This is a genomic window from Oerskovia paurometabola, assembly GCF_016907365.1.
GTDB lineage: Bacteria > Actinomycetota > Actinomycetes > Actinomycetales > Cellulomonadaceae > Oerskovia > Oerskovia paurometabola.
The window spans coordinates 2,893,011-2,913,488 of the sequence record NZ_JAFBBV010000001.1; the positions used below are offsets into that span (position 1 = coordinate 2,893,011).

Below are 20,478 nucleotides of genomic sequence, written 5' to 3' on the forward strand. Positions count from 1 at the left end.
TCGTGCTGTGCGAGGCCCTCGTGCCGCGCGGGGCACCGTAGCCTCCGGCCCAGCGGATGGGCGGCGCCTACTGCCGCGCCTGTGCGAGCACGTCGGCGACGGCGTTCCAGAGGTCGACACGGGCCTGGTGCGTCGCTGCCGGTTCCGCGCCCGGCTCGTCCAGGGCGATGGGCTGGTACGGGGCCGGGACGATGAAGTGTCCCGCGTCCTCCTGCACGATCGCGCGCACCTGCGTCGGGTCACTGAACCGAGACGTCGCCTCCGTGAGCAGCAGGCACGCTTCCCACACGGGGTCCGCCCTCCCGCACGCGAGCACCGTGGGGCCGACGATCGCGTCGACGTCCACGACCGCCTCCGGAGGTGGCGGGACGCCCCACCGATACTCGGCGCACGGCAGGCCCTCTCCAGCAAGAGTCCAGGCGGGCACCCCGTGGTTCGGGTACCCGCAGTACAGGCGGCCCGCCCCAGTCGGCGCGAACGCGCCGTACACCTCGTCGGGGTGGTTCGCGGCGAGCCAGAGCGCCATCTCCCCGCCACGGGACTGGCCGAACGTGAACACCCGTTCGGTGTCGACGCCGGGCTGCTCCCGCAGCCACGCGAGCCCGGTGAGGAAGGTCTCGACGGGCACGTTCTCCAGCTGCGGCGGCTGCCCGGGGCTCTTGAAGTAGCTGATCGCCAGCGCCGGGTACCCGAGCGCGGCCAACGAGATGGCGGTGGCACGGGCGTTGCCCAGTCCCCCCTCTGAGCCGCTGAACACGAGCACGGCCGGCAACGAGGCGTCGGCCGAGAGCCCGTCCGGCACGGCGTAGGCGGCGACCATGCCGTCGTCGGTCACGTCCTGGACATCGACGTCGGCCCCGTAGCCGCGCCGCTCGACGACGGCCTCGGCAAGTACATCGTCGTCGGCGCTCACGACGAGGCGGACGTCGACGTCTGCCGACAGGGCAGCCAGGCTGGCACGGTTCATCGACCAGAACGGTCCCATCGCGTCGGCCGTCGTCCACGACCCTTCGGTCGGTGCCGTCGTCGCGAGGTCCACCCGCCCGTCCTCGTCCGCCACGAACGTCGCACGCGACGACATCGCGCTCCCCTCGAGCTCCGTCGTCGCGACCAGTCGCACCTCGCGACCCGCGCCGAGCCCGGTCAGCGTGATCGCGAGCGGGTCGAACGCCCCGTCCTGCGGGGCGACCTCGATCGCCGGTTCCTGCTCGGGCGACGCAGAGCACGCCGCGAGAGCCAGCAGCGAAGCGGTCAGCAGGAGGGCAACGGCAGGGACATGGTCACGTCGTCGGGAGGCCATGGGCAAATGTTCCCGTACCTCACCAATTCGGCACAACCCACCACGCCGGACGGTCGGCGCAGCCTTGGTCTCATCCTCGAAGGCCTCGCGCACCGACCAGGTCGACCTGTCGGCGCGGGTCTCCCCGCCCGGCCGGCGGCAGGCTCCAGCCGTCGTTCGTCCCGGCGGGGAACCGACCCCCGACCGGTGGGCGCCGGAGCGCCATCACCACGAGCGGCGCCACGAGCGCCGCGACCACGACCACTCTCATCACGAGCTCCACGATGTCCATGCATCCAGCCTGGTCCGGCGTCACGACCCGCACGAGTGGCAGGAGAGACAGGTGTCGACAAGATCCTGCCACGGGCGTAGCGTCGAAGGATGTTGCGCACAGTGGCGGCCGTCGTCGCCGACGGACTGGCCCCGTTCGAGTTCGGCGTCGTGTGCGAGGTCTTCGGCCTCGACCGCACGGACGATGGCGTCCCCCCGGTCGACTTCCGCGTGTGCGGCCCGGTCGCGGGCGAGCCGGTCCGCACCAGCATGGGCGCCTCCCTGGTCCCCGACCACGGGCTCGACGCGCTCGAGGACGCCGACCTGGTCGCGGTCCCCGCGCTCACCATCCGCGACGAGTACCCGCCGGAGATCGTCGACGCACTGCGCGCGGCCCACGCCCGCGGCGCGGTCCTGCTGAGCGTCTGCTCGGGCGCGTTCCTGCTCGCTGCGGCGGGGCTCGTCGACGGACGCCGCATCACGACGCACTGGCGCCACGCGGAGGACCTCAAGGCGCGGTTCCCGCAGGTCGAGGTGGACCCGGACGTGCTGTTCGTCGACGACGGCGACATCGTCACGAGCGCGGGGACGGCCGCCGGGATCGACGCGTGCCTGCACATCGTGCGCAAGGAGTTCGGCAGCGCGGCCGCCAACGCGATCGCGCGGCGCATGGTCGTCCCGCCCCAGCGCGACGGTGGGCAGCGCCAGTACATCGACCGCCCCGTGCCGGTGTGCGAGGAGCAGAGCATCCGCGACGTGCTCGCGTGGATGAGCGAGCACCTCGACAAGCCGCAGACGGTCGAGGACCTCGCGCGGCGCGCACACCTGTCGACGCGCACGTTCGCGCGGACGTTCGTCGCCGAGACGGGCACGACGCCCATGCAGTGGCTCGCGACCCAGCGCGTGCACCATGCGCGGACCCTCCTCGAGGAGTCGGGGCTCGACCTCGAGGAGATCGCGCGGCTGTGCGGGTTCGGGTCGGCCGCGCTGCTGCGGCACCACTTCCGCCGCGCGGTCGGCGTGCCGCCCACGGACTACCGGCAGACGTTCCGGCACGCGTCCTGACCCGCAACCCGGTGAGGCGCGCGCCGGACGGGCGCTCCGCCGTCGGGCCGTGTCCCACGTTGCACGACGGCGCCACGCACCTAGTGTCGAGAGGGTCAGGTCCCGTCCGACGTGAGGTGCCCATATGACCATCCCCACCACCCTGCTCTCGTCCGGCCACGAGATGCCGCTCCTCGGCCTCGGGACGTGGCCCCTCGACGACCACGCGTCGGCGAGGGCCGTGGCGGGCGCGATCGGGCTGGGGTACCGGCTGATCGACACGGCCTCGCGCTACGAGAACGAGATCGGCGTCGGGCAGGGCATCGCGGCATCGGGTGTGGACCGCGCCGACCTGTTCGTCACGACCAAGCTCCGCGGCGCCGACCAGGGGTACGACGCGACGCGCGACGCCCTGCGCGGGAGCCTCGACCGCCTGGGCCTCGACTACGTGGACCTCTACCTGATCCACTGGCCGCTGCCCCGCCTCGACCGGTACGTCGAGTCCTACCGGGCGATGATCGACCTCGCCGCCGAGGGCCTGATCCGCAGCGTCGGCGTCTCGAACTTCCGTGAGCACCACCTCGACCGGCTCATCGCCGAGACGAGCCACGTCCCCGCCGTGAACCAGATCCAGCTCTCCCCGGCGCTGGCACGCACGGGCCTACGACGCTTCCTCACCGAGCGCGGGATCACGGTCGAGGGCTGGAGCCCGCTCGGGCAGGAGGAAGGCGTGCTCGACGAGCCGGTGATCCAGGCGATCGCCACGGCCCACGGGCGGACCGTCGGTCAGGTCGTGCTGCGCTGGCACGTCCAGCAGGGGATCATCACCATCCCCAAGTCGGCGAGACCCGAACGCCAGCGGGCGAACGCCGAGATCTTCGACTTCGAGCTCACCGACGACGACATGACCCAGATCGCGAGCCTCGACCGCGGCGAGGACGCCGCGCGCGACTCCGACGAGCACGAGGAGTTCTGATGAGCGACCTGCCGACCGTCACCGTCCTCGGCACGGGCACCATGGGCACCGGCGTCACGCACTCGCTCCTGCGCGAGGGCTTCGAGGTCACGGTGTGGAACCGGACCGCGTCGCGCGCCGCCCCGCTCGCCGACGCCGGGGCGCGCGTCGCCCCGACCGCGGCGCAGGCCGCGCACGGGGCGGACGTCGTCCTGAGCATCCTGTTCGACGCCGCCGCCGTCCTCGACGTCCTGGACGCGGCAGGCCCCTCGGTGGGCACCGGAGCCGTGTGGGTCCAGGCCTCGACGGTCGGGCGCGAGGGAACCGCCCGGATCGTCGAGCGCGCCCGACAGCTCGGCGTGACCCTCGTCGAGGCCAACCTGCTCGGCACCAGGCAGCCGGCCGAGGACGGGCAGCTCACGGTGCTCGCCGCCGGGGACCCCGACGTCCTGGCCGGCATCTCCCCCGTGCTCGACGCGATCTCGGCGAAGGTCGTGGTCGCCGGGACCGAGGTAGGGCAGGGCACGGCGCTCAAGCTCGCGTGCAACGCGTGGCTCGCCGCGATCACGGCCGCGACGGCCCAGTCGATCGCGCTCGCGCGCGCAGAGGGCATCGACCCGCACCTGTTCCTCGACGCCATCGGGGGCGGAGCGTCCGACTCCCCCTACGCCCACCTCAAGGGCGCCGAGATGATCAGGGGCGGGTTCGCGCCGCAGTTCGCGCTCGACGGGCTGCGCAAGGACATCGGGCTCATCTCGGAAGCCGCCGCAGGCGCCGGGCTGGACCCGGCACTGCTGGACGCGCTGTCTGCCCTGTACGACAGCGCGTCGGCGCGCGGGCACGGGGGCGACGACATCGCCGCTGTCTACACGGCGTTCGGCGCACCGCACACCGGGTCGACGGACTGAGAGCGAGGCAACCCGCACCCAACCTCCCTGCTTCCTCCACGCCGATCGCGATGTCACACGTAGACTCTCACCATCTGTACAACGGGCATCTCGCTCACCCCGCGGCTGGGAAGTCGACCCCCAGCCCTGTGAGGGATGTATGACCGACACTGCAGTCCGCCCCGGATTCCGCCCGACGAAGCCGCGCACCAGCGACGGCACGAGCGTCACCAGCACCTACACCGAGCTCTCCAAGCGCATCCGCGAGGCCGGGCTGCTCGAGCGGACGCACGGCTACTACGGCTGGGTCGCCGCGATCCTCACGGTCACTCTCGGCGGCGCCGTCGCCGGCTTCGTGCTCCTGGGCGACTCGTGGTTCCAGCTGCTCATCGCGGGCGCGCTGGGGCTCATCCTCACGCAGTTCGCGTTCCTCTCGCACGAGGCCGCGCACCGCACGATCCTCACGTCCGGTCCCGCCAACGACCGGGTGGGTCGGTTCCTCGCCAACGGCGTCGTCGGCATCAGCTACTCGTGGTGGATGAACAAGCACACGCGCCACCACGCGAACCCGAACCGCGTCGGCAAGGACCCGGACATCGAGACCGACACCATCTCGTTCCTCGAGGAGAGCGCGGCCGAGCAGAAGGGCTTCCTCGCCCTCATCACCCGACACCAGGGCTGGCTGTTCTTCCCGCTGCTGACGCTCGAGGGCATCAACCTGCACATGATCTCGATCCGCTCGCTGCTGTCCTCGGCGAAGAGCCGGGCGCGGACCATGGAGCTCGTGACGATCGCCGTTCGCCTCACGCTCTACGTGGGCGTCGTGCTCTGGTTCCTCCCGCTGGGCATGGCCTTCGCGTTCCTCGGTGTACAACTGGCGGTCTTCGGTGTGTACATGGGTGCGTCGTTCGCCCCCAACCACAAGGGCATGGCGATCATCCCCGCGACCAGCAAGCTCGACTTCCTGTCCAAGCAGGTCCTGACGTCGCGCAACATCACGGGCGGGCGCGTCATGAACGTCCTCATGGGCGGGCTCAACTACCAGATCGAGCACCACCTGTTCCCGAGCATGCCCCGCCCCCACCTCGCCAAGGCCCGCCTCATGGTCCGCGAGCACTGCGCGCGCCTGGGCATGCCGTACACCGAGACCAACCTGCTGGCGTCGTACGCGATCGTCGTCCGCTATCTCAACCGCGTCGGCCTCTCGGCACGCGACCCGTTCGACTGCCCCATGTTCAACCAGCTCCGCAAGGTCTGAGCCTGCGCCCCTCTGGTCCTGTCAGAGCCGGCGTGACGCAGAGGTCACGCTCGTCCTGACACGTCGGGCTCCGCGGGTCCCGTCCCGTCGAGCGCGCACACCGGCTGACGCAGCACCGTCCGCAGCTTCTCGGGCGCCGTGCGACGCACGTCGCTGAGGTAGATCTCGTGGTGCGGGCCGTTGAACGTCAGCCCGTGCTCGGGCAGGTACTCGTCGTGCAACCGGGCGAGCGTCGGCGCCTCGTCGTCGTAGGACCCGACGTGCATGACCTGCACCGCGTCCCCCTCGTCGTACGTCGCGAAGCGCACCCGGTCGAGCGCGGGCAGCCCTTTCTTGCGGACCGTCACCTCGGCCACGTCGGCCACGAACGCGTCGGTGAGCCAGTCGGGCTGCAGCACCATGAGGGTCCAGCTCCACGCGTCCTTGTCGCGGCGCACGAACGCGGCGGGGTCCTCCGCGGTCCACAGCCCTTCGAGCGGCCCGACGACGTAGTCCCTGCCCAGGTCCTTCTTGCTCGCGAACTTCACGGCATAGGAGAGCGAGAACAACGCCTCGACCGCCTCGGCGTACGCCGGAGCCGTGTTCGGGTCCCCCTCGCCGTCGAACTGCAGGTACACGAGCGGTGGCACGACGACCCGTGTGAACTCACGGGGCGGAGCGTAGAGCTCGCGGTGCTCCTTGCGCAGGTCGACCTTGTCCATGGGTTCCTCCGAGACGAGCGACGAGTCGAGCGCGACCTGAGCGCGCCCGGTGCGCGGCGCCGTCGGGCCGGGACGACGAGGAGGTGAGCCACGTCGCTCTGCCTGACGACGTCGCCCACCTCCTCAGCCTCCCTCGCCCCGCGCAGGTTCGCACTCCCGCGCCGGGCCTCAGAGCGCCTGGATGATGTTCTCCACCTGATCCTTGGCGTCTCCGAAGAGCATCGCGGTGTTGTCCTTGAAGAACAGCGGGTTCTGGACCCCCGCGTACCCCGTGGCCATCGACCGCTTGAAGACGATCACCTGCTTCGCGTTCCAGACCTCCAGCACAGGCATGCCCGCGATGGGCGAGCCCGGGTCGTCGAGCGCCGCCGGGTTGACCGTGTCGTTGGCGCCGATGACCAGCACCACGTCGGTGTCCGGCAGGTCACCGTTGATCTCGTCCATCTCGAGGACGATGTCGTAGGGCACCTTGGCCTCGGCGAGCAGGACGTTCATGTGCCCGGGCAGGCGGCCCGCGACCGGGTGCACCCCGAACCGGACCTCGATGCCGCGCACGCGCAGCCGGCGCACGAGGTCCGCGACGGGGTACTGCGCCTTGGCGACCGCCATGCCGTAGCCGGGCGTCACCACGACCGAGCGCGCGTGCTTGAGCAGGTCGGCGACCTCGGCCGCCTGGATCTCGTGGTGCTCGCCGTAGTCCTGGTCCGAGGCCACGACCGTGCCGCCCTCGGCCCCGAACCCGCCCAGGATGACGCTCACGAACGAGCGGTTCATGGCCTTGCACATGATGTAGCTGAGGATCGCACCCGAGGAACCCACCAGTGCTCCCGTGATGATGAGCAGGTCGTTGCTGAGCATGAAGCCCGCCGCGGCCGCGGCCCACCCGGAGTACGAGTTGAGCATCGAGACGACGACCGGCATGTCGCCGCCGCCGATCGAGGCCACCAGGTGCCAGCCCAGCGCGAGCGCGACGACCGTCATGAGGATCAGCGGCAGCAGCCCGTGACCCACGATGAACCATGCCATGAGGCCTCCCGAGGCGACGAGCGCCCCGAGGTTCCACCAGTTGCGCCCCGGCAGCATGAGCGGGTTCGACCGGATGCGCGCCGACAGCTTGAGGTAGGCCACGATCGAGCCCGTGAACGTCACCGCGCCGATGAGCACGCCGAGGAAGACCTCGACCAGGTGCACGACGTCACCCTGCTCGGTCAGGTACGAGTTGAAGCCGACGAGCACCGCCGCGAGCCCCACGAAGCTGTGCAGGAGCGCGATCATCTCCGGCATCTGCGTCATCTCGACGCTGCGCGCCCGCCACGTCCCGACGACCGCGCCGATCAGGAACACCATGGCGATGAGCAGCAGCGTCACCATGACGGGACGCTCGCTGTCCTTCAGCGCGAGCGCGACCGTGGCCACGAGGGCCAGACCCATGCCGGTCATGCCGAGCAGGCTGCCGCGACGAGCCGTCTCCTGCTTGGACAGGCCCGCGAGGCTGAGGATGAACAGGACTGCTGCGATGACGTAAGCAGCCTGGACCAGGGAGGTCAGCACGGGTCAGGCCTCCTTCCGGAACATGCCGATCATGCGGTAGGCCACGAGGAACCCACCGAAGATGTTGACGGAGGCCAGGGCGGCCGCGACGAAGGCGATCGTGGTGACCACCCAGCTCGAGTCGCCGATCTGCAGGAGCGCGCCGACCAGGATGATCCCGGAGATCGCGTTCGTCTGGGCCATGAGGGGGGTGTGCAGCGAGTGGCTCACGTTCGAGATGACGTAGTAGCCCACGACCACCGCGAGCGCGAACACCGTGAAGTGCCCCACGAACGCGGGCGGCGAGAACGTGATGGCGAGCGCTGCCAGGACCGCGGCCAGGGCGTACCCGACCGCCCGGCGGGTGCCACGCCGTCGGGCGGCGTCCAGCGCGGTCGCTGCGTCCAGCGCGGCCTGGGCCTCGTCAACCGCGGGCGCGGCCGGGGCCGCGGGGGCCGCGGCCGAGACCGCGACCGGGGGCGGCGGCCACAGGACCTCGCCCGCCTTCGCGACCGTCATGCCGCGCAGCACCTCGTCGTCGAGGTCGAGCACGACCTGTCCGTCGCCGCCCGGGGTCAGGAGCTTGAGCAGGTTGACGATGTTCGTCCCGACGAGCTGCGAGGTGTGCTTGGGCATGCGGCTCGTGAGGTCCGTGTACCCGAGGATCACGACGCCGTTGTCCGTCACGACGCGCTCCCCCGGCACCGTGAGCTCGCAGTTGCCGCCGCCCGAGGCCGCGAGGTCCACGATCACGCTGCCGGGGCGCATCGCGGCGACCATGTCGGCGCTGATGGTGCGCGGCGCACGACCCCGCACCAGGGCCGTCGTGACGACGATGTCGGCGCGCGCCGTCTCGGCCGCGTACATCTGGGCCGTGAGGCGCTCCTGCTCGGCGGTCAGCGCGCTCGCGTAGCCGTCGGTGCTGACCTCCTGGCGCGCGCCCTCGGCCTGGACGAACTCCGCGCCCATCGACTCGATCTGCTCGCCGACCTCGGGCCGCACGTCGAACGCGCGCACCTGCGCGCCGAGGCTCGCGGCCGTGCCGATCGCGGCAAGACCTGCGACGCCGGCGCCGATCACGAACACGGTCGCGGGCGCCGTCTTGCCCGCCGCGGTGACCTGGCCGGCGAACATGCCGCCGTACTCCTCCGCAGACTCGATCACCGCGCGGTACCCCGCGACGTTCGACATCGCGCTGAGCACGTCGAGCGACTGGGCGCGCGAGATGCGCGGCACGGCGTCGAGGGCCAGCGCCGTGACGCCGTGGTCCGCGAGCTGCTGCACGAGTGCCTCGTTCGCACCGGGGGCCAGCATGGCGACCAGGGTCGCCCCCTCGCTCAGCGACGCGACCTGCTCGGCCGACGGGCTGTTGACGGCCGTGACGACGTCCGCTCCCCACGCCTGCGCCGCGTCCCCCAAGGTCGCGCCCGCCTCCGCGTACGCCTCGTCGGGGTAGCTCGCGCGCTCACCGGCACCGTGCTCGACCACGACGTCGTACCCGAGGCCCACGAGCTGGGCCACCGTACGGGGCGTCGCGGCGACGAGCCGCTCGCCGGGACGGGTCTCTCTGGGCACGCCGATGCGCATGCTGACCTCCTTGCTCGGATGGCTGCACGGTATCGGTACGGCAAAGGATCCGCCGTAAGGCACGCATCGTGGACGAATGTCGTCCACGCGGATCACGGTCCGGGGGGCGAGACGGGCGGTCCGGTCCGAGACGGGTGTGTGCGCCAGCGGTGCGGAGACCCGTCTCGGACGCGCGCACCCGTCTCACCTGCGCCGCAGGTCCGCCCCTGCCCGACGGCGCCAATCACCTGGCATCTGCCGCTCGCCGCTGGCTAGGGTCGCGTCATGAGCGCATCCGGCCCGCCCGACGCACGCGGGCGACTCGTCGAGGACCCGTTCGACCACCGCGTCACGGCGTCCGGGACCGTCCTGGCCTACCGAGGCGGGCGGCTGGTGGCGACGATCTCCGGCGCCCAGGCGGCGCGACTGATCGCCGCTCTGGAGACGGCTGACGAGGACCGGGCGCAGCACCTCCTGGCGCGGGCGACCGGGAACTACCGACGGGGGAACGAGCGGCGGTGACGCCGGCCGAGGCAGCCTGCCCCGTCCCGGGCTGATGCGGCGTACTCGTGAGCCCGCGCGATGCTGGTGGGGACGAATGACCCACCCGTGACGTACGACACATTCGGTCCGTAGCGGGTGAAAACAACCCCGGGCAACGACGAAGGCCGCCTCCCTCGCGGGAGACGGCCTTCGTGTCGGGTGGAGCTGAGGGGACTCGAACCCCTGACCCCCTGCATGCCATGCAGGTGCGCTACCAGCTGCGCCACAGCCCCAGAACCATTGCTGGCCCCGTGCTTCCGTGAGGTTTTCCCCCTCGGAAGCATCGCTAGTTTATGCCGAAGTCGGCTGGAAAATCCAATCGGGTCCAGACGCCCACTCGTCGAGCGAGAAGTCCGCTCCGACGTTGTGCGCGACGAGCCTCCACGCAGGGTGGGCGTTGGCCCCCGAGCGCTGCAGCTGGGACCAGTGGACGTTGTTCAGCCCGGAGATCCCCCGCCAGGTCGACGGGTCCAGCCCGAGCATCGCGGTGATCACGAGCGTGATCGCCGCACCGTGCGACACGACGACGAGGGTGTCCTTCTCGTCGAGCGCGTCCGCGTGCTCGGTCACGGCCTCGACCATGCGGGCCGCGACGTCGGCCCGCGACTCGGCGCCCGCACGCGCGGGCTCCTCGCCACGGCGCCACGCCGCGTACTCGTCGGGCCAGCGCTCGGAGAGCTCCTCGCCCGTCATGCCCTCCCACTCGCCGAACCCACGCTCACGCAGGCGCTCGTCGAGCGAGACGGGCAGCCCCGTCGCCTTCCCGTAGTACCTGGCGGTCTCGGCCGCACGCGTCAGGTCCGACGCGACGACGACCGTCGCGGCGTGCGCGGCCGCGAGCGACCGTGCCCCCTGCTCGGCCTGCCAGTGACCGACGGCGTCCAGCGGGATGTCGACCTGCCCCTGGAGGCGCATGGCCGCGTTGTACTCGGTGCGCCCGTGGCGCAGGAAGACGACGGTGCGAGCGCTCACGCCTGCGAGTCCTCCGCGAGGTGGATCGAGCCGTCGGACACGTCGCCCGCGTCCGAGGAGCCGTCCCCACCGCGTGCGTCCTCGGGCAGCTCGATGGCCGGGCAGTCCTTCCAGAGGCGCTCGAGCGCGTAGTAGACCCGGTCCTCCGAGTGCTGGACGTGCACGACGATGTCGCCGAAGTCCAGCAGGACCCAGCGCGACTCCGACTTGCCCTCGCGGCGGATGGGCTTGACGCCCACCTTGTGCAGCTCTTCCTCGACGGCGTCCACGATCGCGGACACCTGCCGTTCGCTCGTCCCCGAGGCGATCAGGAAGACGTCGGTGAGCACGAGCTGCTCACTGACGTCCAGGGCGATGATCTCTTCGGCCTTGCGGTCCGATGCGGCGCGGGCCGCGATCACCGCAAGCTCGACAGCGCGTTCCGTTGCAGTCACGACTCTCCGTGTGTTGTCTCGAGGCCCGTCAGAAGGACGGGCCGTGGTGGTGCGTGGGGCTCGAAGCAGTGGCTTCGACGCCGACCTGCGCGGCGGGCTCCGCGGTGCTCGGCCCTTCGCCCAGGAGGAGCTTCCAGATCAGCAGGCCCAGGACGAAGGCCACGGCGATGAGGATCAGGTAGTGCAGCCAGGTGTACGCGTGCCCCGGAGGCCGCTCGTCCACCTCGTCGTCCTCGTCGTCCTCCGCACCGCGGGCCGCGAGGCTCTGCCGCGCTCCCCCGGCGACGGGGAACGGTGAGTCCTCGTCGGGTCCTTGGGCCGCGGCGCTCGGCGCCCCGGGGAACGGGGACGCAGGCGCAGGCGGCTGGGCCGGGGCCTGCGTCTCCCACGGGAGGGCAGCACGGGCCGGTTCCGGCGCCTGCTGCGCGAGCCCGCTGGGAGCGCTCTGCTCCCACGGCAGCGCCGCAGGGGCAGGCGCGGGGGTCGCAGCGGCACGCGGGGTGTCCGGCGCGGGCGTCCGTGACGACACCGACTCCCGCGCGGGCGGGAAGGGCGAGGCCTGCTGCGCCGGGGGGAAAGGGGAGGTCGCGCTCTGGGGCGCCGGCTCGGGGACCGCCGGACGCGTCGGCGTCGCGAACGGTGACGGTGCGGTCGACGGGGCCCGCATGCTCTGGCGGACCGGGGGCGTCATCCCGGGGGGCGGGGACTGGGCAGGACGGATCGCGACCCGCTCGGCCGTCTCCTGGATCGGGGTGAGCCGACCGGTCTCGTCGACGCCGCGCATGCCGCCCGTCATCGACGGCGGGCGCACGACGGGCGCCGGGGTCGAGTACCCGTCCGAGGGGGTAGGGGCCGACACGTCACGCATCGAACGCCGCGACGGCGGCGGGGCGGCCGGGGCCTGGGCCGGCGGCGGGGCGTAGCCTCCCGACGCGGACGGCGCGCCTCCTGCCGCCTGCTCGGCCGCCGCGGCTTCACGCTCGCGGATCTCTCGGCGCGTCAACGGGCGGACGGGCTGCATGCTCCCGTGCTGATCACTCATGATGCTGATCCTCTGTACAGGCCGTGCTTCGCGATGTACTGGACGACTCCGTCCGGCACCAGGTACCAGACCGGTTGGCCGGCCTCCGCTCGTTGACGGCATTCGGTCGACGAGATGGCGAGCGCCGGGATCTCCAACGTGGAGACGACCCCGGGCGGCAGGCTGTCGACACTGAGCCGGTGTCCCGGACGGGAGACCGCCACGAAGTGTGCCATCTTCCAGAGGTCGTCGGCATCCTTCCAGGTCAGCATCTGCTCGATCGCGTCGGCGCCGGAGATGAAGTAGAGGTCCGCCTCGGGGCGCAGCTCACGCAGGTCGCGCAACGTGTCGACGGTGTAGGTGAGCCCCGGACGGTCGACGTCGACCCGGCTCACGGTGAATCGCGGGTTGGAGGCGGTCGCGATCACCGTCATGAGATAGCGGTGCTCCGGCGCGCTGACCTTCTGGTGCTGCTTGAAGCTGGGCTTCCCGGTGGGGACGAAGATGACCTCGTCGAGGTCGAAGCGGGCCGCGGCCTCGCTCGCCGCGACGAGGTGGCCGTGGTGGATGGGGTCGAACGTGCCACCCATCACCCCCAGCCGGGGCCTCCTGCTCGCCGTCATCTCCGAAGGATCCACCAGCGCCCGGGTCAGTGGCGGGTACCGACGCTACGGAAGGCGTAGGTCACGAGGAGCAGGCCGACGAGCACCCCGAAGGCGACGATGCCGAACCCGACGGGCGGGATCGGGAGGTGGGTGACGGCTTCGGTGTTCTCCTGGGCAACCTGTGCGGCAGCAGCGAGCACGATGTCCTCCTAGTGGTTCTGAGCGTGGTGCGGGTCAGCGGGTGATCTGCGCGGGCGCCGATCGCCGTCCAGTCTCTCACGGTCGTGCTGGACGTCGAGCAGCATGTGATCAGGGACGCACGTGGCCGTCGCCGTGCACGACCCACTTGGTCGTCGTGAGCTCGGCGAGCCCCATGGGGCCGCGCGCGTGGAGCTTCTGGGTCGAGATGCCGATCTCCGCACCGAGCCCGAACTGCGCCCCGTCGGTGAAGCGGGTGGAGGCGTTGACCATGATGGCCGCGGAGTCCAGCTCGGCCACGAACCGCTCCGAGGAGGCCAGGTCCCGGGTCACGATCGCCTCGGTGTGCCCCGAGGTCCAGGTGCGGATGTGCTCGATCGCCGCGTCGAGGTCCGGCACGACCCGCACCGCGATCTCCGGGGCGAGGTACTCGCGCGCCCAGTCGTCGTCGGTCGCGGCGAGGATCTCGACGCCGGCCGGGGCGAGCTCGGCCGTCCGGGGGTCACCGTGCAGCACGACGCCGGCGCCGTCGAGCGCCGCGAGCGCCGCGGGCAGGAACTGCGGCGCGGCGTCGGCGTGGACGAGCAGCGTCTCGGCCGCGTTGCAGACCCCGACGCGCTGCGTCTTGGAGTTCAGCAGGATCTCCAGGGCGCTGGACTGGTCGGCCGACGCGTCGACGTACACGTGGCAGTTGCCCACGCCGGTCTCGATCACGGGCACCGTGGACTCGCGGACGACGGTCTGGATGAGGTCCGCTCCCCCGCGCGGGACGAGCACGTCGACGAGGCCGCGCGCGTGCATGAGCGCGACCGCGCCGGGACGACCATGACGGTCGATCGACTGGACGAGGTCCGCGGGCAGCCCCTGGGCCACCAGGGCCCGGCCGAGGACCTCGACGACGACCTCGTTCGAGCGCGCGGCGGCCGAGCCTCCGCGCAGGATCACGGCGTTGCCGCTCTTGAGCGCGAGCCCCGCAGCGTCCACGGTCACGTTGGGTCGCGCCTCGTAGATCATGCCGACGACCCCCATGGGCACGCGCACCTGGCGCAGCCGAAGGCCGTTGGGCAGCGTCGAGCCGCGGACGACCTCTCCGACCGGGTCCGGCAGCGTCGCGAGCTCGCGCAGCGCGTCGGCGATCGCGACGATCCGCTCAGGGGTCAGCGCGAGACGGTCGAGGAGCCCGGCGGACGTGCCGTTCGCCCGCCCTCGCTCGAGGTCCTGCGCGTTGGCCGCGACGATCTCCGCGGTGGCCGCGACCAGGGCGTCGGCCAGCGCGTGCAGCGCGGCGTCCTTGGTGGCTCGCGTCGCGGTCGCGAGCGTGCGCGAGGCCACCTTGGCGCGGCGGGCCGTGTCCTCGACGTCGCGGGCGACGGACGGCGCGGAGGCCGTGGGGTCGTTCGCCTGCGGGCCGCCCGTGACGGCGGTCGCGGGCTGGTCGAGGTCGGAGGCGGGGCTGAGCGCGGTCATGCGACGAGCCTACGACGCACGCGCCGTGCCTGTCTGCGGCGTCCGAGACGTGAAGCGGCCCGACGCCGTCGCGCGCCCCCGTCGTAGAGGACCGGCCGTGCGGTGGCCTGGTCAGGGCCGCCCCGTGGTTCCTGGGCCCTCACTCGACGTCCGCGAGCGCCCGGCGCCCCGGGATGGCCGCGACCAGCTCGCGCGTGTACTCCTCGTGCGGGTCGAGGAGGATCCGGTCGGCGGTCCCCGTCTCGACGAGGTGCCCTCGGTGCATCACGCCCACGTGGTCGGCGACCTGCCGGACCACCGCGAGGTCGTGCGAGATGAAGAGGTACGCCAGCCCGTGCTCGGTCTGGAGCGCGCTCAGCAGGTCCAGGATCTGGGCCTGGACCGAGACGTCGAGCGCCGAGACCGGCTCGTCGAGGACCACCAGGTCGGGGCGCAGGGCCAGGGCGCGCGCGATCGCGACCCGCTGACGCTGCCCGCCCGACAGCTCCCGAGGCCCCCGCCCCAGCGAGGTCGCCGGGAGCGCGACCTGGTCGACGAGCTCGCGCACCCGGGCCCGGCGCTCGCGGGGGTCCCCCACCTTGTACGCGCGCAGCGGCTCCTCGACGATCTGCTCGACCGTGAAGCGCGGGTCGAGGGACGCGTACGGACTCTGGTACACGACCTGGAACCGTCGACGGAGCCTGCGCAGCTCCTCGCCGCGGGCCGCCGTGAGATCCGTCCCGTCGAGCACCAGCGAACCGGCCGTCGGCTGCTCGAGGCGCAGCACCAGGCGCGCGGTCGTGCTCTTGCCCGAGCCCGACTCGCCCACGAGCGCGAACGTCTGCCCGGCGTGCAGGTCGAAGCTCACGTCGTCGACCGCGACCAGGGAGCGCGACGCGGCCCCGCGCGGCAGCGGGAACTCCTTGCGCAGCCCCCTCGCCTCGAGGAGCGGGGCGGACGGCGCGGCCCGGGCGTCGTCGTCGGGCCTGGCGGCCGGCCGTGCCGTGGCCCGCACCGCGGCCCCCGAGCCCAGGCGGGTGCTCGCGAGGCTCGGCGCGGCCGCGATGAGCTCGCGCGTGTACGGATGCTTCGGGTCCGCCAGGACGCTGCGTGCAGGCCCCTCCTCCACGACCCGGCCGTGCCGCAGGACCACGATGCGATCGGCACGGTCTGCGGCCACCCCCAGGTCGTGCGTGATGAGGAGCACCGCCGTGCCGAGCGTCGAGCGCAGCAGCTCGATGTGGTCGAGGATGCGGCGCTGGACCGTCACGTCGAGCGCGCTCGTCGGCTCGTCGGCGATCACGAGGTCGGGCCCGGCGGCGATCGCGATCGCGATGAGGACGCGCTGGCGCATGCCGCCCGAGAGCTGCGACGGGTACTGCCGGGCGCGAGCGGCCGGGTCGTCGAGGCCCGCCTTCTCCAGGAGGTCGACCGCGCGCCTGCGCGCCTCGCGACGACGTGCGAGCCCGTGGATCACGAGGACCTCGGCGACCTGGTCGCCCACGCGCTGGACCGGGTTGAGCGAGACGGTCGGGTCCTGCGGCACCAGGCCGATCCTGCGCCCGCGGACCTCGCGCCACTCGCCCTCGCTCAGCCCGGTCAGGTCCTGCCCGCCGAACCGGATCGTGCCCGACGTACGGCGGCCCCCGCGCGGCAGCAGGTTGATGACCGCGTGGGCCGTGGTGCTCTTGCCGGACCCCGACTCCCCCACCAGCGCCACGACCTCGCCCGCATGGACCTGGAGCGAGACCCCGTCGACGGCGGGCGCGTCACCTCCCGTCGTCGTGCGGTAGCCGACGTGGAGATCCCGGACGTCCAGCAGGACGTCGTCGGGCACGGGGACGCTCATCGGTCCTCTCCGTCCTTCTCGAGCGAGCGGGAGACGCGGTTGGCCGACAGCACGACCGCGACGATCACGAGCCCCGGCAGCGTCGTGAGCCACCACGCGGCGGCGAGGTAGTCGCGCCCGCCGGACACCAGCGCACCCCATTCCGGGGTCGGGGGCGCGGCCCCGTAGCCCAGGAAGCTCAGGGCCGAGATCGCGAGGACGGACGACCCCAGCTCGAGCGCGGTCAGCGCCACCACGGGGCCCGCCGAGTTGGGCAGGACGTGACGTCGCAGCACCGTGTACCAGCGCACGCCCGACGCACGGGCGGCCTCGACGTACGTCGTCGACGACGTCCGCAGAGCCTCCGCACGCATGACGCGCGCGAACGCCGCGATCGTCGTGATGCCGACCGCGATCGCCACCTTGACCGTGCCGAACCCCAGCACCGTGATGATCGCGAGCGAGAGCAGCAGGCTCGGCACCGCGAGCAGCACGTCGACCACCCTCCCCACGACGTCGTCGACCCACCCCCGCAAGAAGCCCGCGAGCAGGCCCAGCAACGAGCCGACCGACAGCCCCAGCGCGACCGCGATCACGGTCGCGCTCAGCGAGAGCCACGAGCCGTGCACGACCCGGGCGTACACGTCGCGCCCCAGGTGGTCGGTGCCGAACAGGTGCTCGCCGCTCGGCGCCTGCAGGCGGTCCGCCGGGACCCCCGTGATCGGGTCCTGGGACGCGAAGACGCCCGGTGCGAGCGCCCACGCGACCACGAGCAGCAGGAACAGCACCGCGAGCAGCAGGCCGGGGCGGCGCAGCACCGCGATCCCTGCCCGGCCGAGCGCGCGCAGCGACGACCACGCTCCCCTGACGCGGCGGTCCGTGGCGTCGAGCGGGGCCGGGTCGGTGAAGGACGGCCGCGCGTCGGACCCGTCGAGCGGGGCCGGCCCGTCCGGCGCGGGAGCGTCCGGGGACAAGGTCTCCGGGACGGTGTAGGTGTCGAGTCGTGCGGTCATGATGTCCTCCTCCGTGCCCTCACGCCGCGGCGGAGGGCTGGCGGGTCGTGATCCGGGGGTCGAGCACGGGGTAGAGCAGGTCCACCAGCAGGGTCACGACGACGAAGACCAGGGCCGAGAAGACCACGATGGCCTGGACCACGGGCACGTCCTGCTGGTTGACCGCGGTCACCGTCAGGCGACCGACCCCGGCCCGGGAGAAGACCGTCTCGGTCACGACCGCACCGGCCAGGAGTCCCCCGACCGTCACGCCGAGCACCGTGAGCGCCGGGATGGACGCGTTGCGCAGGGCGTGACCGAAGTGCACGCGCGCACGCCCCGCGCCCTTGGCCCGAGCGGTCTCGACGTAGGGCTCAGCCAGGGTCTGGCGCAGGCTGCGCGAGAGGACCTGCGCGAACGCGGCGCTCGCGGGGATCGCGAGCGTGCACGCCGGCAGGACGAGGCTCTCGAACCCCTCGTTGCCCATGGCGGGGAACAGCCGCAGCTCGAACGAGAACCACTGGAGCAGGAGCAGCCCCACCCAGAACGTCGGCAACGAGATGCCCAGGGCCGGCAGCGACGCGAGCGCGTGCCGGAGCCAGCGGGCGCGCGGGAAGGTGCTCGCGAGCGCGAGCGCGGCTCCGCCGACGAGCGCGAGCCCGAGGGCCAGGGCCGTGAGCTGGAGCGTGGGCGGCAGCGCCTCGGCCAGGAGCTTGGTGGCGGGCGCCCCCGAGGAGAACGAGCGCCCGAAGTCCAGGTGCAGCGCTCCCCACAGGCCGTGCGCGTACTGGACCAGGACGGGGCGGTCGAGCCCTTGCTCGGCACGCAGGCGCGCGACGAGCTCGGGGTCCGAGAGGTCGCCGTCGGCTCCGGCCGCCTTGATCGAGGCCGCGTCGCTCGGCAGGACGTAGAGCAGGAAGAAGGAGATCGTGAAGGCCGCCCAGAGGACGAAGCCTCCCTGCCCCAGGCGGCGGGCGATGTACCGGCCCATGGTCGGCTCCTCTCGGGTGGTGACGTGCGGATGGTGACGCGGGTCGTGACGCGCAGGTGGTCGGATCGGTGGCGGGAGCGCCGGCCCGGCGGGACGCTCGCGACGCGTCCCGCCGAGCCGCTGCTCAGTCCTGCTGGACCCAGGCGCCGTAGAAGTCGAGGCGGGTCGACGCCTCGAAGCCCAGGCCCTGGACCGTGTCGGCCGCCGCGATCGTCGTCGAGAGCTCGTAGACCGGGATCGCATGCCCCTGCTGGACCAGGAGACGCGCAGCCTGGGTCACGAGCTCCTGCCGCTCGGCCGGGTCCGTCGACGCGGCCGAGCGGTCGAGCAGGTCGTCGACCTCCTCGGGTGCCCGCTTGTTGATGTTGCGCGCGTTGGCCGAGAAGATCGTGCGCAGCACGTCGGGGTCCGAGCGCGTCAGGTTGTAGTAGTCGAAGTCGAAGTCCCCGGACTTCTTGAGCTCGGTGGACTCGGCGACCGTGACCTGCTTGAGCTGGAGGTCCACGCCGATCTTCGCGAGCTGCTGCTGGACGAGCTCGAGCGGCTCGGCCACCTGCCAGAACGTGACCGTGGTGGACAGCCGCTGACCGTCCTTGACCCGCACACCGTCGGCGCCCTCGACCCAGCCGGCGTCGTCGAGGAGCGCCTCCGCACCGTCCGGGTCGTACGCGAGGTCGTCCGAGACGTCGGCCCACAGCGGGGTCGAGTGCGACAGCACGCTCGTCGCAGGCTCGTCCTGCGGGGTCAGCAGGGTCGCGGCGATCTCCTCGCGGTCGATGCCCTTGCTGATCGCCTGCCGCACCGCCGGGTCGGCGGCGAGCGGTCGCGACTCGTTGGGGAAGAGGTTGAAGACGACGCCCGGGTTCGCCCGGTACGCGAGCCAGAAGCCGTTGCCGTCGAACTGCGGCAGGTCGACCGTGCTGATGGCCGCGGTCGCGTCGATCTGGCCCGAGAGCAGGCTGCCGGTACGCACGCTGGCCTCGGGCACGAACTTCACGGTCACGGTGTCGAGGTACGCCTCCCCGGTGTGGTCGTCGGCCCCGGAGGCCCAGTCGTAGCCGGCGACCTTCTCGAGCACGACCTCCTGGTCGAACGTGTAGGACCTCACCGCGAACGGCCCGGAGCCCACGAACTTCCCGGCGCACCGGTCCTCGACGCTGAGCGCGGCGGAAGCGGGCGAGAGCAGTCCGAGCGAGAACGTCGAGGACGCCTGGAGGAACTGCGCGCTGGGTGCCGAGAAGTCGACCCGCACGGTGCGGGGGTCCACGACCGTGGTTCCCTCGTACCCGACGAGGTAGGCAGAGCCGAGGGAGGCCGCCGCGCCGAGCTCGACGATCTTGTCGAAGTTCGTCTTGACCGCGGCCGCGTCGATCGGCGTGCCGTCGGCGAACGTCGGCCCCTCACGGAGCGCGAACGTGAAGCTCGTGGCGTCCGCGTCGACCTCCCAGCTCTCCGCGAGCCACGGCAGGATCTCTCCCGTGTCCGGGTCCTGCGCGGTGAGCGAGGCCACGGTCTGGCGGGCCGAGGCGATCGCGTCGTTGTTCCCGACCTGCTGGGGGTCGATGCAGTGCGAGTCGACCGTGACCGCGAAGGTGAGGTTGCCGCCCGGGACGGGCTCCGCCGTCGGGCCGGGGGACGCGCCGTCCGCGGTGCTGCCGCCACCGGAGCCGCACGCCCCGAGCAGGAGCGCCGTCGCGGCGAGGGAGGCCGCGACGAGCGCGCGGCGGGACGGGGCCGTGCGGCCGCCGGGCCCCGAGGGCCAGGTCGAGAGGGACATGCGAGCAGTGCTCCTTCGGTCGTGCGCGCCGTCGGTCCGGCACGGCCGGGGCGCTGAGGGGTCGCCGACGGACCGTGGGTGCGTCGGATCGACGCCGGGCTCACGGTGAGCGGCGGTGGGGGCCGTCAGGGGACGGCGAGGGTGGGACGGGATGTCGGCCGCACGTCAGGAGCGGCGAGGG

General features: G+C 72.3%; 20 protein-coding genes and 1 tRNA gene. 5 read left to right on the forward strand and 16 right to left on the reverse strand.

Going from position 1 to position 20,478, the window contains the following annotated elements:
- Window positions 1-67: 67 nt before the first annotated feature.
- Complete coding sequence (locus JOD48_RS13115; protein ID WP_191788921.1) at window positions 68-1,300, reverse strand: acyl-CoA thioesterase/BAAT N-terminal domain-containing protein; 1,233 nt, start codon at window positions 1,298-1,300, stop codon at window positions 68-70.
- Window positions 1,301-1,370: 70 nt separating this feature from the next.
- Complete coding sequence (locus JOD48_RS13120) at window positions 1,371-1,571, reverse strand: hypothetical protein (RefSeq protein WP_191788920.1); 201 nt, start codon at window positions 1,569-1,571, stop codon at window positions 1,371-1,373.
- An 89-nt stretch (window positions 1,572-1,660) separates the two neighbouring features.
- On the opposite strand from JOD48_RS13120, the gene JOD48_RS13125 reads away from it, so the two are divergent.
- From JOD48_RS13125 to JOD48_RS13140, 4 genes are all read left to right on the forward strand, one after another.
- Complete coding sequence (locus JOD48_RS13125; protein WP_204809506.1) at window positions 1,661-2,614, forward strand: helix-turn-helix domain-containing protein; 954 nt, start codon at window positions 1,661-1,663, stop codon at window positions 2,612-2,614.
- Window positions 2,615-2,738: 124 nt separating this feature from the next.
- The gene (locus JOD48_RS13130; protein WP_204809507.1) at window positions 2,739-3,569 is read left to right on the forward strand and encodes an aldo/keto reductase; all 831 of its coding nucleotides are present in this window, start codon (window positions 2,739-2,741) and stop codon (window positions 3,567-3,569) included.
- Window positions 3,569-4,456, forward strand: coding sequence for an NAD(P)-dependent oxidoreductase (locus tag JOD48_RS13135; RefSeq protein ID WP_204809508.1), 888 nt, complete (start codon window positions 3,569-3,571; stop codon window positions 4,454-4,456). The genes JOD48_RS13130 and JOD48_RS13135 overlap by 1 nt, the downstream gene beginning before the upstream one ends.
- A 139-nt stretch (window positions 4,457-4,595) precedes the next feature.
- Entirely contained in the window at window positions 4,596-5,693 is a 1,098-nt protein-coding gene (locus JOD48_RS13140; RefSeq protein ID WP_204809509.1) for a fatty acid desaturase family protein, read from the forward strand.
- 44 nt (window positions 5,694-5,737) lie between these two features.
- Here JOD48_RS13140 and JOD48_RS13145 read toward each other — a convergent pair whose 3' ends face one another.
- From JOD48_RS13145 to JOD48_RS13155, 3 genes are all read right to left on the reverse strand, one after another.
- Window positions 5,738-6,394, reverse strand: a complete 657-nt coding sequence (locus JOD48_RS13145) for a GyrI-like domain-containing protein (protein ID WP_204809510.1) — start codon at window positions 6,392-6,394, stop codon at window positions 5,738-5,740.
- 168 nt (window positions 6,395-6,562) lie between these two features.
- Window positions 6,563-7,945 (reverse strand): Re/Si-specific NAD(P)(+) transhydrogenase subunit beta, encoded by a 1,383-nt coding sequence (pntB, locus tag JOD48_RS13150; protein ID WP_204809511.1) that lies wholly within the window; start codon window positions 7,943-7,945, stop codon window positions 6,563-6,565.
- Window positions 7,946-7,948: 3 nt separating this feature from the next.
- Window positions 7,949-9,511 carry a Re/Si-specific NAD(P)(+) transhydrogenase subunit alpha gene (locus tag JOD48_RS13155; RefSeq protein ID WP_204809512.1) on the reverse strand — a complete coding sequence of 521 codons (1,563 nt, stop codon included), beginning with the start codon at window positions 9,509-9,511 and terminating at the stop codon, window positions 7,949-7,951.
- 264 nt (window positions 9,512-9,775) lie between these two features.
- Here JOD48_RS13155 and JOD48_RS13160 point away from each other — a divergent pair, with 264 nt between their 5' ends.
- Window positions 9,776-10,012 (forward strand): hypothetical protein, encoded by a 237-nt coding sequence (locus JOD48_RS13160; protein WP_191788912.1) that lies wholly within the window; start codon window positions 9,776-9,778, stop codon window positions 10,010-10,012.
- A gap of 181 nt (window positions 10,013-10,193) precedes the next feature.
- Here the strand turns inward: JOD48_RS13160 and JOD48_RS13165 are convergent.
- The 11 genes from JOD48_RS13165 to JOD48_RS13215 all read right to left on the reverse strand — a co-directional run bounded on the left by JOD48_RS13165 (window position 10,194) and on the right by JOD48_RS13215 (window position 20,297).
- Window positions 10,194-10,266, reverse strand: a tRNA-Ala gene (locus JOD48_RS13165).
- 58 nt (window positions 10,267-10,324) lie between these two features.
- Window positions 10,325-11,005 carry a histidine phosphatase family protein gene (locus JOD48_RS13170; protein ID WP_191788911.1) on the reverse strand — a complete coding sequence of 227 codons (681 nt, stop codon included), beginning with the start codon at window positions 11,003-11,005 and terminating at the stop codon, window positions 10,325-10,327.
- Entirely contained in the window at window positions 11,002-11,439 is a 438-nt protein-coding gene (gene rsfS, locus JOD48_RS13175) for a ribosome silencing factor (RefSeq protein ID WP_191788910.1), read from the reverse strand. Before rsfS ends, JOD48_RS13170 begins: the two co-directional genes overlap by 4 nt.
- A gap of 28 nt (window positions 11,440-11,467) precedes the next feature.
- Window positions 11,468-12,481 carry a hypothetical protein gene (locus tag JOD48_RS13180; RefSeq protein WP_191788909.1) on the reverse strand — a complete coding sequence of 338 codons (1,014 nt, stop codon included), beginning with the start codon at window positions 12,479-12,481 and terminating at the stop codon, window positions 11,468-11,470.
- A complete protein-coding gene (gene nadD, locus JOD48_RS13185) occupies window positions 12,478-13,083 on the reverse strand; it encodes a nicotinate-nucleotide adenylyltransferase (RefSeq protein WP_191788908.1) in 606 nt (201 codons plus the stop codon). The genes JOD48_RS13180 and nadD overlap by 4 nt, the downstream gene beginning before the upstream one ends.
- Window positions 13,084-13,109: 26 nt before the next feature.
- Window positions 13,110-13,265 carry a hypothetical protein gene (locus JOD48_RS13190; protein WP_191788907.1) on the reverse strand — a complete coding sequence of 52 codons (156 nt, stop codon included), beginning with the start codon at window positions 13,263-13,265 and terminating at the stop codon, window positions 13,110-13,112.
- A 109-nt stretch (window positions 13,266-13,374) separates the two neighbouring features.
- Entirely contained in the window at window positions 13,375-14,730 is a 1,356-nt protein-coding gene (locus JOD48_RS13195; protein ID WP_204809513.1) for a glutamate-5-semialdehyde dehydrogenase, read from the reverse strand.
- 139 nt (window positions 14,731-14,869) lie between these two features.
- Entirely contained in the window at window positions 14,870-16,558 is a 1,689-nt protein-coding gene (locus JOD48_RS13200; RefSeq protein ID WP_204809514.1) for a dipeptide ABC transporter ATP-binding protein, read from the reverse strand.
- A complete protein-coding gene (locus JOD48_RS13205; RefSeq protein ID WP_204809515.1) occupies window positions 16,555-17,550 on the reverse strand; it encodes an ABC transporter permease in 996 nt (331 codons plus the stop codon). Before JOD48_RS13205 ends, JOD48_RS13200 begins: the two co-directional genes overlap by 4 nt.
- A 19-nt stretch (window positions 17,551-17,569) precedes the next feature.
- Entirely contained in the window at window positions 17,570-18,520 is a 951-nt protein-coding gene (locus tag JOD48_RS13210) for an ABC transporter permease (RefSeq protein ID WP_191788903.1), read from the reverse strand.
- Between the two features lie 124 nt (window positions 18,521-18,644).
- Complete coding sequence (locus tag JOD48_RS13215) at window positions 18,645-20,297, reverse strand: ABC transporter substrate-binding protein (protein ID WP_204809516.1); 1,653 nt, start codon at window positions 20,295-20,297, stop codon at window positions 18,645-18,647.
- Between the last annotated feature and the right edge of the window lie 181 nt (window positions 20,298-20,478).

Excerpts from the sequence above, each read along its gene's own strand:
- JOD48_RS13115 (WP_191788921.1), bottom strand. The coding sequence starts at position 1,300 with ATGGCCTCCCGACGACGTGACCATGTCCCTGCCGTTGCCCTCCTGCTG.
- JOD48_RS13120 (WP_191788920.1), bottom strand. The coding sequence starts at position 1,571 with ATGGACATCGTGGAGCTCGTGATGAGAGTGGTCGTGGTCGCGGCGCTC.
- JOD48_RS13125 (WP_204809506.1), top strand. The coding sequence starts at position 1,661 with ATGTTGCGCACAGTGGCGGCCGTCGTCGCCGACGGACTGGCCCCGTTC.
- JOD48_RS13130 (WP_204809507.1), top strand. The coding sequence starts at position 2,739 with ATGACCATCCCCACCACCCTGCTCTCGTCCGGCCACGAGATGCCGCTC.
- JOD48_RS13135 (WP_204809508.1), top strand. The coding sequence starts at position 3,569 with ATGAGCGACCTGCCGACCGTCACCGTCCTCGGCACGGGCACCATGGGC.
- JOD48_RS13140 (WP_204809509.1), top strand. The coding sequence starts at position 4,596 with ATGACCGACACTGCAGTCCGCCCCGGATTCCGCCCGACGAAGCCGCGC.
- JOD48_RS13145 (WP_204809510.1), bottom strand. The coding sequence starts at position 6,394 with ATGGACAAGGTCGACCTGCGCAAGGAGCACCGCGAGCTCTACGCTCCG.
- JOD48_RS13155 (WP_204809512.1), bottom strand. The coding sequence starts at position 9,511 with ATGCGCATCGGCGTGCCCAGAGAGACCCGTCCCGGCGAGCGGCTCGTC.
- JOD48_RS13160 (WP_191788912.1), top strand. The coding sequence starts at position 9,776 with ATGAGCGCATCCGGCCCGCCCGACGCACGCGGGCGACTCGTCGAGGAC.
- JOD48_RS13180 (WP_191788909.1), bottom strand. The coding sequence starts at position 12,481 with ATGAGTGATCAGCACGGGAGCATGCAGCCCGTCCGCCCGTTGACGCGC.
- nadD (WP_191788908.1), bottom strand. The coding sequence starts at position 13,083 with ATGACGGCGAGCAGGAGGCCCCGGCTGGGGGTGATGGGTGGCACGTTC.
- JOD48_RS13195 (WP_204809513.1), bottom strand. The coding sequence starts at position 14,730 with ATGACCGCGCTCAGCCCCGCCTCCGACCTCGACCAGCCCGCGACCGCC.
- JOD48_RS13200 (WP_204809514.1), bottom strand. The coding sequence starts at position 16,558 with ATGAGCGTCCCCGTGCCCGACGACGTCCTGCTGGACGTCCGGGATCTC.
- JOD48_RS13205 (WP_204809515.1), bottom strand. The coding sequence starts at position 17,550 with ATGACCGCACGACTCGACACCTACACCGTCCCGGAGACCTTGTCCCCG.
- JOD48_RS13210 (WP_191788903.1), bottom strand. The coding sequence starts at position 18,520 with ATGGGCCGGTACATCGCCCGCCGCCTGGGGCAGGGAGGCTTCGTCCTC.
- JOD48_RS13215 (WP_204809516.1), bottom strand. The coding sequence starts at position 20,297 with ATGTCCCTCTCGACCTGGCCCTCGGGGCCCGGCGGCCGCACGGCCCCG.